Below are 15,052 nucleotides of genomic sequence, written 5' to 3' on the forward strand. Positions count from 1 at the left end.
TCCGGTAGGGGCGGGGGCGGTCGGGGTCGGCGCGGCGCAGCGCGGTCAGGCAGATCGGGGCGAACGCGTACATCACGAACGTCGACGAACTGATCAGCGTGACGAGGGTCCGCCAGCTCGGGAACGGCAGGATCATCAGCAGGCCGACGGCGAACGCCAGCAGGATGGAGACGACCGGCGTGCCGCGGCGGTCCAGTGCCGTCAGCTGGCGCGGCAGGTACCTGGTCCGGCCGAGGGAGTACGCCAGACGCGCCGAGGTGCCCACGTAGATGAGGGCCGTCCCGCCCGGGGAGACCACGGCGTCGATGTAGAGCAGCACGGCGAGCCAGCCGAGGCCCAGGTTCGTCGCCAGTGTCGCGAACGGGCCGAAGTCGCCCGGCCCAATCGGGTGGGCCCAGCCATGGACCAGACGGGCCGGGTCGAGCGACCCGAGAAAGGCGACCTGCAGCATCAGGTAAAGCACCGTGCCGAGCAGCGTCGCGAGGAAGATGGCGCGGGGCAGGTCGCGGCGCGGATCCCGGGCCTCCCCGCCCATCTGGACCGCCTGTTCGAAACCCTGCAGCGCGAACACCACCCCGGCGGGCAGCGCCGCGAACACCCCCCGCGCGCCATACGGCGCGAATCCGCCGCCGGCACTGAAGTTCGCCGTGTGGAACGACACCACCATGAGCGCGACCACCGTGATCGTCGGTATGAGGAACTTCCAGACGACGGTGACCGCGTTCGTGTGCGCCAGCCAGCGCACACCCAGCATGTTCACCACTGTGCACACCAGCAGCGCGACGATCGCCACCGCCATACCGAACCGGGTGAGCGTGCCGTTGTCGTGCACCAGGCCGGGCCATTCGTTGTCCAGGTAGGACAGGGCGGCCAGCACCTCGACGGGCGCAAGTGCCACCGCCTGGATCCAGGCCATCCAACCGGCGACGAACCCGCCGAGCGACCCGAACACGACATGTGTGTACCGGGCCGTCCCGCCCGCGACCGGATAGGCCGCGCCCAGTTCCGCGTGCACCAGCGCGAGCACGGCGACCAGCGCGCCCGCCAGCACCCAGGAGATCAGCGACGCCGGGCCCGCGGCCTGCGCGGCCGTCAGCGCCCCGAGCAGCCAGCCGGACCCGATGATCGACCCGAGCGAGACGAACGTCAGCCCGGCGAACCCAAGATGCCGCCGCATCTCCCGGTCCCCGGCCTGGAATGCCCCGACCATCCCGGATCTTCCAACGGTACCGGATTTTCCGGGCGCGTTTTCCCCATCCGTTCCGGAGCCTGATCCTCCGGATTCCGTGGACTTTTCCGGAGAGCCGTACTGGTCTTCGACGGACGTGTCGGACGTCACCGGTCGCCTCCCCGTGGCACCTGCGGCCGAACTTCCCGGCTGGACGCTGCCCTTCCCATCCCCCGCCGACAACACTCCTCCGATCACCGAACAAGAAGAAAAGCGGTGAGTCCGGTGTCCGCATGAATTCCGAAACGCTCCGGCAGGGTCGCGCGACAACGCCCGGGAAGCCGCCCGAAAGAAGACCCGGGAAACGCCCCTGCGGGCGAGCGGGTGGTCGTCCGGGACATTTCACGGCCACGCGGGGCTGCCGCGGTGAAGGTCGCGGAGCGGCGCGCCGAGCCCACGGCCAGCGGGCGCCCAGGGCGGCGACGATGGTCTGTCCCCATCACGGCAACAGGCGGGCACCGGTGGCGCGCCGTCCGCATCGGGGGATGTACCGTACGCCGGTCCAGGGTGATCGCGTGATCTTGCCCGGGACACGCCCCGGGATCGGGAGGCCGTGCGCGGGCCTCCCGCGCGGCGCGGCGGCGGCCCGGCGACGGGTCATCGCCCGCGGCGCGAACCCGGCGGCGGAGACGGTGGCGGAGCCTCAGGCCAGGCCACCGGAACACCCCTGCCCCCGGTCCGCGCCATGGGAGTGACGGTGACGTGAGACGTCGCGACAAGGAAAAGGACGAGGCGGCAGCGACCGCCGCGAACGACTCGCCCGAACAGGCCGGTCCGGCCACGGCACCACGCCGGTCGCGCGACGCAGGCCGTCCAGGCGGGTCTCGCCGGCGTCCGTTAACGCGTTGCCGGGCCGCGGCGGGCCGGCTGCCGACGCCGGGCCCGGCGCTCATCGCCACGCTCACCGCGTTCGTCGGGCTGATCGACATCATCACCGCGATCAGCCATCGGCCGACGCGCTGGACGTGGATCGGCCGGCTGATCCCCGGCATCGTCACCGACGCGGCGACGGGTACCAGCGTCGGCGCGGGCCTGCTGCTCGTCGGCCTCGCCCACGGCCTTCGCCGGCGCAAGCGGCGGGCCTGGCGGGCCGCGGTGGCATTGTGCGGCGCCGCGGTGCTGCTCGACCTCGCTCGCGGCTTCGCCGTCCCGCAGGCGCTGTTCGACCTCGTCCCGTTCGCGGTTCTGGTCGCCACCCGGCGCCGCTTCCACGCCGCCGGCGACCCGCGGACCCGCTGGCGGGCCCTCGGCGCCCTCGGCGCCCTCGCCGTCGCAGACCTGACCATCGGACTGTCCCTGATCCGCTTCCGGCACGGCACCGGCAGCACGTCCGAACGCCTCCTGCACGTGCTGGCGGGGCTCGTCGGCGTCACCGGGCCGGTCCACTTCCCGCCCGGCCACGGCGACGGCGACCTGGTCGGCTCCGTCCTGCTCGCCCTCGGCGCCGTCACCGTCGGGATGACCGGCTATCTGGCGCTGCGCCCGGCGAGCCCCGTCTGCGCCCGCACCGACACCGACGACGACCGGCTGCGGGCCCTGCTGACCCGCCACGGGGGACGCGACTCGCTGAGCTATGCGGCGCTGCGCCAGGACAACAGCGTGCTGTGGTCTCCGTCCGGCAAGGCCGCGATCACCTACCGGGTGGTCGGCGGCGTCGCTCTGGCCTGCGGCGACCCGGTCGGCGATCCGGAGGCGTGGCCACAGGTGATCGGCCCGTTCCTCGACCTCGCCGCCGCCCACGCCTGGGTGCCGGCGGCGGTCGGCTGCGGGCCGGACGGCGGGCGGGCCTGGCAGCGCGCCGGCCTGCGGGTGCTGGAACTCGGCGACGAGGCCGTCGTCCGCGTCGACACGTTCAGTCTCGACGGCCGGTCGATGCGCGGCGTCCGGCAGGCCGTCGGACGGGTCGAACGCGCCGGCTACACCGCCCGCGTCGACCGGATCGCCGACCTGACCGCCGACGAGCGGGCGATGCTCGCGGAGCGGGCCGCCGCCTGGCATTCCCGCGGCGGCGCGGGCGGCTGCGCCACGACCCTCGGCCGCGTCGGCGCCGCCGAGGACCCCGACTGCGTCGTCGTCCGTGCCTTCCAGGACGGCCGGCTGCGCGGCCTGCTCACCTTCCTGCCCTGGGGCCGTGACGGGCTGACCCTCGATGTCATGCGCCGCGAGCGCACCGCCGCCGGCGGCCTGGTCGACTTCATGCTCGTCGCCCTGTTGCGCGACGCCCGCCGCCTGCGCGTCACCCGGGTGGCCCTCACCTTCGCCGCGTTCCGCGCGATCCTCGCCCGCGGCGAAAGGATCGGCGCGAGCCCCGTCCTGCGCCTGTGGCGACGGATGCTGCTGGCCGCCTCCCGCTGGTTCCAGATCGAGTCGCTCTACCGCTTCAACGCCAAGTTCGACCCGACCTGGCAGCCTCGCTACGTCTGCTGGCCCGCGACCCGTGACCTGCCTCGCGTCCTGCTCGCCGCCGTCCGCGCTGAAGTCCTCCTTCCCCGCCCCTCACTGCTCCCGCGGCTGAAGCCCCGAGGGCCACTTCCGCCGACGACACCGGCGTCGGACCTTCTACCGTCGGCCTCGCCCAATACCACCTCCACCGACGCCGCCTCCACCGACGCCGCCTCCGCCAGGACCACCGCGGCCAGGGTCAGGACCTGCCAGGGCCGGCGACCGGGCGGTGACGGGCCGCAGGACGCCCGCGATGCCGCCCTCGCCGGACCGGTCGCCTCGGACCGGTGACGGGTTCCGGCGGACGCCGCGGGGCGACCTGGTCCAAGGCGGTGACGGCGCCAGCCGGACACGTGGTGACGGCGCCAGCCGGACACGTTCTGTCCTTCCGGGACCAGGCAGGGGCGTGGCCTTGGAAGGTGATGCGCGGAGTCGGCGCGGCACCCTGGCCACCATGACGTGGTCCAGGACGATAGCCAGCCACTGCGGACCAGGGCAGACGTTGACAGGACGGGGTGGGATTGATTGCCTCGCCCGGTGAACACGCGGCGTACCGTCCGGCTGGCGTTGGTCAGTACGGCACCCACTCCGGCGACGCGGGCCGCGCGGTTCGCCGACGACGAGGGCCTCGACGCCGACGGGCTGCGCCGGGCCGCGGCCGCCGCCCGCACGCTCGCGGCGAACGGAGCGGGAGCGCTACCGGGTCGGGCGCGGGTGCTGGTCGACGGCTCGGCCCGGGCCCGCCAGACCGCGCGAGCCCTCGGCCTCGCCGCCCGCGCCGGTGAGGCCGGGGTACGGATCGACGCGGCTCTGCGCGACCTCGACGTGGGCGACTGGCGAGGTCGGGAACTCGCCGACCTCGCCGTCGCCGGGCTGAGCCGCTGGCATGAGGATCCATCCGCCGCGCCGCCCGGTGGTGAGTCCCGCACCGACCTGCTCGACCGGGTCGCCGGCTGGCTTGCCGGCCTGGCCGCCGAGCCGGATCATGTCATCGCCGTCACCCACCCGGCGGTCATCCGCGCCGTGCTGCTCACCGTCCTGCGCTGCCCACCCGACGTCTTCTGGCGCATCGACGTCGCCCCCCTGACCGCCACCCTCCTCCACCGCCGAGCCGACACCATCGCCAGCACCACCGCGACTGCTCTCACCACCGGCCCGCCCCCTCTCCACTCTGGCCAGGCCTCCCCGTCGGGCGTCACGACACCCACGGTCGTCCCGGCCGCGGCGGGCGCCGTCTGGACTCTCACCCACGCCTGCCGGCCGCTCTAGGCGACCCGCCCGAGCGGCGCGCGGCGGCCACGCGACCTGTCCACAGATTCAAACATACGTTCGACAGTCCGGGCTGCCCCGGCTACGGTCGTAGGTTGCCGGGTAGTGTCCACGCCTAGAGGGGCCATGATCCGCACCGACAGCAAGGGTGGGCCAGTGGACGAGCTAGGCGCAGGGTTCGTGAGGGTGTCCTCGGGTAGCCAGGACGAGACGTCACAGATCATGATCCTCACTGAGGAGGCAGCTCAGCGCGGAATCGAGATCGTCAAGTGGTTTAAGCTTCACGGATATTCTGCGAGCAAGGGTGCACAGGAACCGGCATTGCGTGAGGTCATCGCTGATATTCAGCGTCGGGACTACACGACTCTTATGGTCACAGAATCGTCTCGGCTTGACCGTCGCGACGATTTGGACGCGCAAGCGGAAATCCTGCTGAGCATTCGATCCGCAGGCGGGGACATCATCTCAATTGCTGAACCTCAGTTCGGAAAGACGGATTTCGCCGGCCGCATCGTGACTCTTGTTGCGCAGCATGCGAATGCGGAGAAGTCCAGGACGGTAAAGAAGACCACGTTCCGTGGAATCGCTCTGGTGATCGCGAACAATGCGCACCACGGCCCGCTACCGACTTTTTGGGCGACCAGAGGGGAGCGCCACGCAAAGCAGGCGTACTGCTCCGACCTGGAATCCGTCCGGGACATTTACGAGCGCGTCGCTAGCAATGATTCCATCCTGTCTATCGGTCGCGACTACAACTTGCATGCGGAAACAATCAGGAGGCTCATTCGGTTTAGCGCTAACCATACTGGGGTCGTCGAAAACAGATACACTGACGAAGGTGTAATGCAGACATGGACTCATAAGGTTGAGCCGGTGGTTGACTCGCCGTTGTGGTGGCGTGCTAACAAGGCTCTTGACGCGAACAAGACGCCTTCGAGGAGAAATAAGGGTGGCCGCCCCGTGGCGCGGCCCGTCAACTGGATTAGCGGTATTCTAGATTGCCCGTCGTGTGGCGGTCGGGTTCACTACCGGGCCGGTTTCACTCCAGCCGGAAAGCCACGTGTCCCCACGCTGCGCTGCTCTGGCCATCCCAAGCAGCACAAGGCGTGCGGTGTCTTCAAGGGCTGTGACGCGGTTCCCATCACCTACGTTCTCGATCGTATGTTTCGCAACGACACGACCCCCATACTCGCGTTCCAACGTGTCGCAGGTAATTCGCATGAGCTAGACGAGATGCACGCAGAACGCGCCAAGATCCAAAGTCAATTGTCCGCCACGGAAGACGACGATGAACTGGAGGAATTGGTCGCTAAGCGTAAGGCTCTGCGTGCGGCCATCGACAAATTCGAGGTCGTCCGCGACGTGTACGACTACGCTGAGGTCGGGCAGACGGTTGCCGACATGTGGAAGAGTGGTGACACGGACGTCCGGCGGGGCATGGTCCGTGCCATTAAGGACTCGTGGGGTCTGACGCTTTCCGAGAATGACGGAGTGTGGGGCATCAAGATCGGTACGGGTTTCAAGGACATGAGCGGCGCGAACGGAATCATTGACCTGGGTAACGGGTTGTGCTTCCGCTGGGAGAACCACCCGGGAAATGGGGGTTAAGCCTCTCCTACTCGCCGCTAGGCGGCTTATTAAAGGCGGGCAGGAAAAGCACGATCCTTCCCGCCTTCAAGTGTGTTAGCACGTCGGGAAGCCTGAATTCCGCTGCCGGAAGTGTCACGACGGTCTTACCACACCGGCACGGTTCGACGTCGCTGCCGGTGTCCCGGCATTCATGTTCCGGGGTCCGTTCCGGTTGTTGTGGCGATGGCGTTGGTTCGTCAGCGGCCGGGCACACAGCGAGCCTTCTTTTCGGCCGGCAGGCTCGCCGTGGCCCCCCTCGTCCGCCCGGGCCGGTACGCACCCCCCGCCGGGTCGGATGGTGTCACTGCCTGTTGCTGGTGTGCACGGGAGTGGGTGGGTGTGGGCCTACGCGCGCAGACGCGCACGCGCGCGCGTAGGGCCGTGCGTGCACACCCGCGTGCACACCCTCGTGCACAGGCTTGCACAACGGGTTGCACACCGCTTTGCACACGTGTTTCGTCACGGACTGTGCTGTTGGTGGGGTCACTCATGGGCGCGCCACCGTCCGTCGGTGGTCGCGACGCGTCCGGCGTCCTGGAGCTGGTGCAGCGCGTAGTAGACCCACCGTCGGGACCGGCCGGTGGCGGTTACCAGGTCGGGCACGGCCACGCCGTCCGGGCCCGCGTCGACCAATGCGGCCCACAGTGCCTCTTGCGGGTCCTCGGACTGTTCCGGGTGCTGCTTGTCAGACGCGGGAGGTAGTGGGATCGGCGCAACGAATTTCCCGGCGATGCTGGCGACGGTCTCATCGGAGATCAGGTAGGCGCGGCTAGGTATCGGGGTGTTGTGCTCGGGATCGAGGAGGAGGAACGCACCGGGCAGGCTGAACCCGTCCGTTCGCCACCCGCTTCGGTAAGCTCCCGCGCCGAGAATCAGATCAGTGTCTGCGCGTTCCCGCACCCGGAGAGCCACACGGACGTCCATCTGACTACGCGTAGCTCCGTTACCCATCACCTCTTGGGTAGGCCGCTGGGTGGCGATCACGAGAGTTACGGCAACGGCACGCCCGAGACGCGCGATGGAATCGACGATGTCGAGCGCTTCGCCGGGCAGCTCCGCGAATTCGTCGATCAAAATCACGAGCGCCTGACGCGTCCGGGTGGGATGCCATGTCCGCTCCCCACGCGCGGCTAGCTCACGCGCTCGTGCCGTCAATTCGTCCCGCGCGTCGGCTAGGAGCAGGACGGCTTCTTCTGGTGTCGTCGCGAGCTTTCCGAGAGCCTTTTTCCACGGGCCAAGTTCCATGCCTCCCTTCAAGTCGATTCCCCACACGTCGACGTCGGCGGCCGGTACCAGAGACGCAAGGATCGCATTCACCAGACCGGACTTTCCGGAGCCCACGACACCGCCAATGAGCGCGTGCCGCCGGAGAAGGGAAACAGCGACCACGGTCCCGTCTTCCGCAACACCAAGCGGAACAGGTTCAGTAATGGTCGGTGTGATATCGCCGTGGCCCGGCCACTGGGCCACGCGGGCAAGCGGATCGGTTTCGGTTACCCGGACAATCACATGGTCTTCCCGGTCGGGATCGGCTGTGACACGGACACTGTTCGGGCGGACACCGAGCATGCTGGCGATTTCATCGGACCGGCCGATGGCGGTCCGGGCGGACATTCCACGTCGCAACGCGACCCGCGCGGTATACCCGAATGCGTCGACGACCGCCGACATGACACGGGAACCGGCCAACCCGGCGTCTTCCGCCAATACGGGCCACGCCCGTATCGTGCGCTCGACACGCACCCGTGAACGGCGTCGGCGGTGCGCCCACCACGGAATAGCCGCACACGCACCGCCGAGCATAAGAATGGTTGGCAGCGGCGGATGTCCGGGGCCCGTGATCGCACCGGCCGCCCACCATCCGCAGGCCAGGAACAGCACCACGCGCGCGTATCCACGTTCGTTCCGCCGGTCGTAGCGGCGCGCGGCCACACTGCCTCCTACCAGGCAGAACAGCGCTACCACGATGATCGCTCCGGTTCCCCACATCCGGTGCGCGACCGATGCGGAGAACGTCAGAGAAATCATTGTGTAGACCGGTGCGAGTTCACTTCTGTAGGTCCAGAAAATGCCCGCCGCGGCGCCAATTCCACGCGGGCCCTCCCGCGTTCTTCTGCGCATTGACTTGCGCATGTAACGGCGCATTTTCCGCATGTCCCGGGACATTCTCCGCTGCTCGCGAATGTGAACACGTGACACGGTTACCTCCAGCAAGAAAAGAGCCGGGACGCCCGGCCATGGCCGGGCGCCCCGGGGCTGTCACAGGTGGACGGACGAGAAGATTCCGAAGATCTGGTTCAGGATGTTCTGAAACGTCGGCGCGAATCCCGACTTTCCGACGTAGAAACCGAGCGCCACGCACACGAACGCGTGTCCGGCGTTAAGGTCGAACGCCCGAATCAGAACGATCACGGCGACGAGGAGAAGCAGCAGAATCGAAATCGGAACGATCACTGGTGGTGGTCCTCCTCGTCGTCGTAAAGGTCGGAGTCGCAGGCCATGGCCGAGGCGAACAGCCACTCGTCTTGGGCCTCGATCCACGCGGCGCGGGTCCTTACCTGACGGGCGGACAGAAGAGCCAAGGAAAGGCTCAACGCCTCAATTCCCGCCGGGTCGGTCCCGATAATCTCCATATACATGTCGTGCAAGACCTCACCGCACGTGAACGTGTCCATGTGCGCGTCGAAAGCGTCGCCCGCGCGACGTCCCAACGCGGCCACCTCAATGTCGTCATACATCATGAGCAGTCACCTCGCGGAAGAGCTGGAAAAGGAGAGTAGGAGAACGCCGGAATGACACGGGAGACGGCCACCGGGCACCGCTGCGGCGGACCGTCGGGATGCAGGTGGGAGCCCGCCAGGAATCCGAGTAGAAAAAGGTCGACGAGCCAGACGAGAATGGACGCCCAGAAGAAAAATCGGGCCCGGCCGTTCACGTGCGGCGCCTCCGCTTGGAGACCTGATGAGCGGCGAGAAGAATAAAAATTATCGGGATCGTGTACTTGCCGTATCCGGGGGTGGAGGTCGTGAGGGACCACCACAGCGTCCATAGCGCGAACGACACCGGAATGAGCACCGCCAGGAAACGCCGCAGTGGTATCACCAGCGCCAGCGTGAAAAGGTACAGGAAATACAGGATCACGGGCTCTCCGAACGGGAGTTAAAAGGGGCCGCGGGCCCTTTTCTGCGGCCCGCCTGACACCATCCATGTTTCCCGCCGGAAAGCGACCGCGCAGGTATTATCCTGGCTCATTTCCGGATTTGTTGTCGCCCGGTGCCGGATCTGTAGGCCGCGCGGCCCGGACGGATCCCGGACCGATGATCAGCGTGCGGACACCCCGGAACCAACTGGCACTAAACCCGGACTAGACCCGGATACGTACACGGAGTATCACTGTCAGCATGTCCTGCAAGACCTCGTGCAACAGCACGTGCACGGGCGGAGAGGGTGATCGCACGTGGGGGAGAGCCGCGAGCAGCAGCTCATAAACGATCTTGGTGTGCTCGTCGCGCGGGGCGTCCGAGGACCGGAGGACATCCTCGACGGTGCTCCGAGGCTCCTGACGCTCATCACGAAGCCGGGTAGCGAGTGGGTACGCGCCACGGCGTTCTACCGGCTCCTCCACGCGGCCACGGATGCCCTCGGCACGCCGCGTGGGGACGCTCTCCGCGCGCTACTCGCTCTCAACCCGGTTATTCCGGGCTACGGGGTGAAGCTGACCAAAACCGAACGCCGCGAGGACGCTGCGCGTTTCTACGGAGGAATCGCCGGAGACAGCTTCCGCAAGATGTTCGAAAAAAAGCTGATCTTGGCGCTCGCGATTGAACTTGATCGGCGCCTTACCGCTGGCGAGGACACCACCCACGCGGACCCCAGAGCACGCCGGAACGGACGCGCCACCCCACCACACCGACCCGGACCCCAAAACCCCCCACCACCCGCATCCGCATTCAAACCGACTCAAAAACCAGCGCATCCCGACAAGCCAAAGGACACCGATGTTTAACCGCTACGACGAAGACGACAAGATCCCTGCCTTCTACTTCCTGATCATTCTGATCTTTGTCGCCGCACCCTGCCTTATCGCCGGGGCATGGCTAGGATGGTTCACTCGATAGACATTACCGAATTTTTGCCCCGTCTCTGATCATCTCGACAACGTCTTTCGATCGCGACCTATCGAGCGTGGCAAGCGCCAAGGTTTCGCGGAAGATTTCATGAACCAGCCCAGATCCGATGACCCCTAGGTACTCCTCTAGCTCGCTCGCAGTTCTAGCCGCATCGGTCCACGCTCCAAAGGAAGCTTGTACCCGCATCAAATCTGCGAGATGATAGTACCTGGATCTTGTCTGCTCGGGAGGGGTAAGCGCCACAGCATCATGTAGTTTCTGAACAGAGTCACTGGCATTCCCGAGGTCAGATTCCACCCTGCCCTGAAACCAGGATATTTGGCGCCCGTCAACCCACCAGGTCCATTTTGGATCTGAGTCACTGCCGCCCGTAGAGTGAATAGACATCGCCATATTCAGCGATCGGCGAGAGTCTGACGATCGGCCAATCTGAGCAAAGATAAGGGCTTCCCGAAACCGGAATAGAGCCTCAACCATGGGAGGGAGCGGGGCTCTTTCGAGGACGGTCTGAGCAATAAAAAGGGCTTCCATGGGGCGGCCGTTCTGGGCCTCCTGCATCGCCAAATTCTGCATGACTAGAAGCTCAATGTCGCGCTTTCCGGAAAGTTGGGCGAGTGTGAGCGCCTGGTGTGAGGTCTGTCGAGCCATCGCCGGTTCGGCAGCTTCGTACAGAAACCATCCGGCAACCTCGGCAAGCTCGCTTGCGGCCGCGTAGAGATCTCGTTCACAGTTCTTTTCAACTGGCGATCTTCCAAGCCTGGCATAGACGCTTTGAAACGCACTCAGGGCAAGCGGTGCGGATTGCTTTCCGCCCATCTTGTGGTCCAAATCGAGAAGCGATTCAATGCGGCGGTAAATCGACTGCACATACGGCTCGCCGATTGACGGTACTTGAGAGCTATCGCGGCGCTTGGCTCCTACTGCGGCCGGCACCATTTCGGATGTATTCAAGAGTTCCGACAGATCATCTAGGGACATCTTTAGGGCCCGCGCGAGCGGCGCTCGCAGGGACGGACGGGGGCTCGTTTCTCCGCTTTCCCACCTAACAATCGTTGACCGATCCACTCTAATGAGTTCAGCTAGCCGTTCCTGACTGAGCCCGCATGCCCTCCGGCGTTCCGCAAGTGCGTGCCTTGGCGCCATGCTGCACACCTCCTGTCCCCCTGTGCGTCCCGCGATGCATCAAGTATGCATCGTTACTGCTCTCGTCCGTCTGCGCGGGTGGGGGCAGTCTTGGGAGTGGGCGCCCCGGAGTCCCTGAGAGGGCCACACGCGGCCGGGGCGCCCGCCTAGGCCCCCCTGATGCGCTTCTGCGTCCACGCGGGCGCATCAGGGGCTGACGAAGGAGGTACGGATGGCGTGCACGGCCGGTGAGTGCACGCGAGACATCGACCGAGCGATTCCGCTACGTCTGACACGCGCGTGCGCCGCTACAGAGCGATCAGACCCGGACGCTGGTATGTCCGTGCCGATAGTGCGTCGTCCTACTCGGCTGTCGGGAGTGAGTTGGAGGGCGCTCCCTGAATCGCACGTCGTAGATGGGGAAGTCGTACCCTACGGCGTGCTCGTTGTAGAGACGGACGCGTCCGTCTCTATTCATGTGGAGTGGCCTACTGTGCGCGCCGCTAACGAGTATGGGCAAAGCCTTGTCGGGGTCGCGATGTACGACGTCGTGCCGATTCACCGTGTCAACGGTCCGTGAGACCCGCTGCCAGTCATCCCCCGACTGTTCGACTGGCAGCTAATAGGCTGCCCCACCCGCGTGCGCGGACGTCCGCCGGGCGGTACTCCGCTCGACTATCGCCCGGTCTTCCCGAGCGTCTGCGCATGTGCCCACGCGGGTGGGGCAGCCCCCCACTAGAGCAGGGAGAGGCCAATTTTCAATGAAGTGACGAGAGCTGCCGCGTTCGGTGTCGCGTCGTCCGGCCAGCTATTCGCGCGCGTGCTACACGCCGCGCCCAAGCTGAAACTACGCGGAGAGCAGACGGCGATGCTAGCCGACACGTGCGGCATGTATACGGCCGATTCGGACGAGGTTTTCCGGGACATGGGCGAGAGTGCCCGTGATCTGCATGACCGCGTGTACGCCCCAACGGCGCTGAGCGGCGACGAGATTTCCGCAGTGTGGGAGATCTCCGATAAGCGCGTGGAGCAGTTCCGAAAACTCGAACACGACTGGATTCTGCTGACGCTGCAAGGTCTCGCGGAACTCGACCCCGAGTAAAGGGAGATGCTTTCCAGGCTTTACGGGGCGGGGTGGAAGTACTCCGCTGAGACTCACATCGGGGCGGTGCCGGAAACCGCCTGAAACGAGCTATCCGCCCTCACTCGTGAGCATTCGCTGGCGAGTGGGGGCGGGTACAACTGGAGATCAATTATGTCATGGCGGAAGGTCTCACTCGCGCCCACGTGCCAATTTGGGCGATATGGCGCCGAAGTAGTAGTCCGTTACATATACGCTGGCGAAGCGCGTGATATTCGGCTTCCCGGTATCATTTGGGTCGGGCTACTCTCCTCGGTTCGCGCGGGAAGAATCGTCCGCCTAAACGAGACGTGGACTCCGTGGCTGGCGTCCGGTGGTCGGGCGCGGCAGCGTGCGGGGTACGTAGAGCTTGGATACGGCTACCTCTTCAACCGAGAGGAGCGTATTCCCGGCTCCGTCTGGGAGCAGATCACGGCCGCGATGCGGAGTGGTGGGCTAGAGCCCCTCCCGAGCGTCGACGCCGCAGAGCTTGAAGCCTAGACCGCAGGTAGGCGGGCCGGACGGGTCTCCAGGGCATCGTGTGCACAACCCGACTTGCAACGGTTGGTCCATGGTCATCGACACCCGGCTCAGCGAGAGTACCTGCCCCGTAACCCATCCGCCCGACCCCGACCCACCACCAGAGCCGCCTGACTCCGGTCCGGCCCCGATGGCCACGGTCGGTGAGCCCTCCGCTCCCACGGCCGGCGATCCGCTCATGGCCGCCGCCTCCTCTCCGTCCACCTCCGTCGGCTACGCCCCGACCTCGGACGGCGCCGCTGGCGGGATGCCCGGCAGGTTCGCGATGCTCAGCGAACTCGTCGACGCGCTGCTGTCCGACGAGCCCTGGCAGCTCTCCGACGGAGAACTCGACACCCTCCTCGAGAGCACCGGCCGGCTGGGAGGCCGCACGGCGGCGCTGCGCGGCCGACTCATCGTCGAGGCTCAGGTCCGTGGCCTGGCCGGCCGCCTCGGCGCCCTCGACGTCGCCAGCCTGTTGCGGGACCGCCTCGCGCTGACCACCCGGGAGTCCCGCCGTCAGGTCGACCTGGCCCTGGCGATCCACGACGGTGCCTGCGGGGCCACCGGCGAGGCCCTCGCCCGCGGGGCGATCACCGTCGAACACGCCTACGTCATCCGGGACGCCATGAAGGCTCTTCCCCGCGACGTCACTGAGACCGAACGCGCCACCGCAGAGCAGACACTGCTCGACTACGCCCCCATCTTCGATCCCTTCCGGCTCGTCAAGCTCGCCGCCCGCATCCGTGAGCAGCTCACCCGCGTCGACACCTCCCCCGGCGGAGACGATCCCGACACCGACAGCCGCACCGGCCAGCCCGGCGACCCATCCCACAGCGGCGGAGACGATAGCGCCACCGGTGGCGGTGGTGGCCTGGGGCGCGGCGACGAGGACGATCGCCCCTCCCCTGATCCCGCCGGGGTCCGCCGGCTCAGCCTCACCGACACCGCCCACGGCACCACCCTGATCAGCGGTGAGCTCGACGCCGAAGGTGCCGCGCTTCTGCGCACCGCGCTCGACAGCCTCGCCGCTCCCCGCCCCGCCGCGGACGGCACCCCCGACGTCCGCAGCCCCGCCCGCCGCCGCGCCGACGCACTGATCGAACTCGTCGCCCGAGCCCTGACCGCCGCCGCCGTACCCACCAGCGGAGGCGTCCGCCCTCACCTCAGCGTCCACGTCTCCTGGGAGACCCTGGTCACGAGCGGCCTCGACGCCGCCATCACCGACTGGGGGCTTCCCCTCCCCCGCGGAGTCCTCACCCGGCTCTCCTGCGACGCCGAGATCAGCAGAATCATCCTCGACGCCCACGGCGTGCCTCTCGACATCGGACAATCCAGCCGCGTCGTCCCGTCGCAACTACGCCGCGCTCTCACCGCGCGCGACCATGGGTGCACCTATCCCGGATGCGACACCCCACCGCAGTGGTGTGACGCGCACCATATTCGGCACTGGACGCACGGAGGTCCGACGGCCCTCCCCAACCTCGTCCTCCTCTGCGGTCCGCACCACCGCCAGGTCCACCACGACAAGTGGCAGATCACCGTGGAGGACGATGGCCACCCCTCCTACATCCCGCCCCCGCACATCGACCC

At 67.0% G+C, this 15,052-nt stretch carries 12 protein-coding genes; 6 read left to right on the top strand and 6 right to left on the bottom strand.

Going from position 1 to position 15,052, the window contains the following annotated elements; translation table 11 throughout:
• Positions 1-1,210, bottom strand: a 1,210-nt coding sequence (locus C1A33_RS08370) for an APC family permease (RefSeq protein ID WP_101830946.1), incomplete at its 3' end; no start/stop codon positions are given.
• Between the two features lie 720 nt (positions 1,211-1,930).
• Between C1A33_RS08370 and C1A33_RS08375 the strand changes: the two genes are divergently transcribed.
• The 3 genes from C1A33_RS08375 to C1A33_RS08385 all read left to right on the top strand — a co-directional run bounded on the left by C1A33_RS08375 (position 1,931) and on the right by C1A33_RS08385 (position 6,547).
• Entirely contained in the window at positions 1,931-3,961 is a 2,031-nt protein-coding gene (locus C1A33_RS08375; RefSeq protein ID WP_243407323.1) for a phosphatidylglycerol lysyltransferase domain-containing protein, read from the top strand.
• A gap of 246 nt (positions 3,962-4,207) precedes the next feature.
• A complete protein-coding gene (locus C1A33_RS08380) occupies positions 4,208-4,939 on the top strand; it encodes a histidine phosphatase family protein (protein ID WP_101830947.1) in 732 nt (243 codons plus the stop codon).
• Between the two features lie 126 nt (positions 4,940-5,065).
• Positions 5,066-6,547, top strand: a complete 1,482-nt coding sequence (locus tag C1A33_RS08385) for a recombinase family protein (protein WP_279354598.1) — start codon at positions 5,066-5,068, stop codon at positions 6,545-6,547.
• A 504-nt stretch (positions 6,548-7,051) separates the two neighbouring features.
• On the opposite strand, the gene C1A33_RS08390 is transcribed toward C1A33_RS08385, so the two are convergent.
• The 4 genes from C1A33_RS08390 to C1A33_RS08405 all read right to left on the bottom strand — a co-directional run bounded on the left by C1A33_RS08390 (position 7,052) and on the right by C1A33_RS08405 (position 9,709).
• Positions 7,052-8,734 carry an FtsK/SpoIIIE domain-containing protein gene (locus C1A33_RS08390; protein ID WP_101830949.1) on the bottom strand — a complete coding sequence of 561 codons (1,683 nt, stop codon included), beginning with the start codon at positions 8,732-8,734 and terminating at the stop codon, positions 7,052-7,054.
• Positions 8,735-8,827: 93 nt separating this feature from the next.
• Positions 8,828-9,022: a hypothetical protein gene (locus C1A33_RS08395; protein WP_101830950.1), complete on the bottom strand. Its 195-nt coding sequence runs from the start codon at positions 9,020-9,022 to the stop codon at positions 8,828-8,830.
• On the bottom strand, positions 9,019-9,309 hold the full coding sequence (locus C1A33_RS08400) for a hypothetical protein (protein WP_101830951.1): 291 nt from the start codon (positions 9,307-9,309) through the stop codon (positions 9,019-9,021). Before C1A33_RS08400 ends, C1A33_RS08395 begins: the two co-directional genes overlap by 4 nt.
• A gap of 190 nt (positions 9,310-9,499) precedes the next feature.
• Positions 9,500-9,709, bottom strand: a complete 210-nt coding sequence (locus C1A33_RS08405) for a hypothetical protein (protein WP_101830952.1) — start codon at positions 9,707-9,709, stop codon at positions 9,500-9,502.
• A gap of 316 nt (positions 9,710-10,025) precedes the next feature.
• Here C1A33_RS08405 and C1A33_RS34060 point away from each other — a divergent pair, with 316 nt between their 5' ends.
• The gene (locus C1A33_RS34060; protein ID WP_133150599.1) at positions 10,026-10,574 is read left to right on the top strand and encodes a hypothetical protein; all 549 of its coding nucleotides are present in this window, start codon (positions 10,026-10,028) and stop codon (positions 10,572-10,574) included.
• A 115-nt stretch (positions 10,575-10,689) separates the two neighbouring features.
• Here the strand turns inward: C1A33_RS34060 and C1A33_RS08415 are convergent, their stop codons facing one another.
• Positions 10,690-11,841 (bottom strand): helix-turn-helix transcriptional regulator, encoded by a 1,152-nt coding sequence (locus tag C1A33_RS08415; protein WP_101830954.1) that lies wholly within the window; start codon positions 11,839-11,841, stop codon positions 10,690-10,692.
• Positions 11,842-12,688: 847 nt separating this feature from the next.
• Between C1A33_RS08415 and C1A33_RS08420 the strand changes: the two genes are divergently transcribed.
• Positions 12,689-12,922, top strand: a complete 234-nt coding sequence (locus C1A33_RS08420; protein ID WP_133150600.1) for a hypothetical protein — start codon at positions 12,689-12,691, stop codon at positions 12,920-12,922.
• Between the two features lie 589 nt (positions 12,923-13,511).
• Positions 13,512-15,052: HNH endonuclease signature motif containing protein (locus tag C1A33_RS08425; RefSeq protein WP_243407326.1), on the top strand; the 1,541-nt coding region annotated here is incomplete at its 3' end.

The sequence above is a fragment of the Frankia canadensis genome (genome assembly GCF_900197875.1).
GTDB classification, from domain to species: Bacteria; Actinomycetota; Actinomycetes; order Frankiales; family Frankiaceae; genus Frankia; species Frankia canadensis.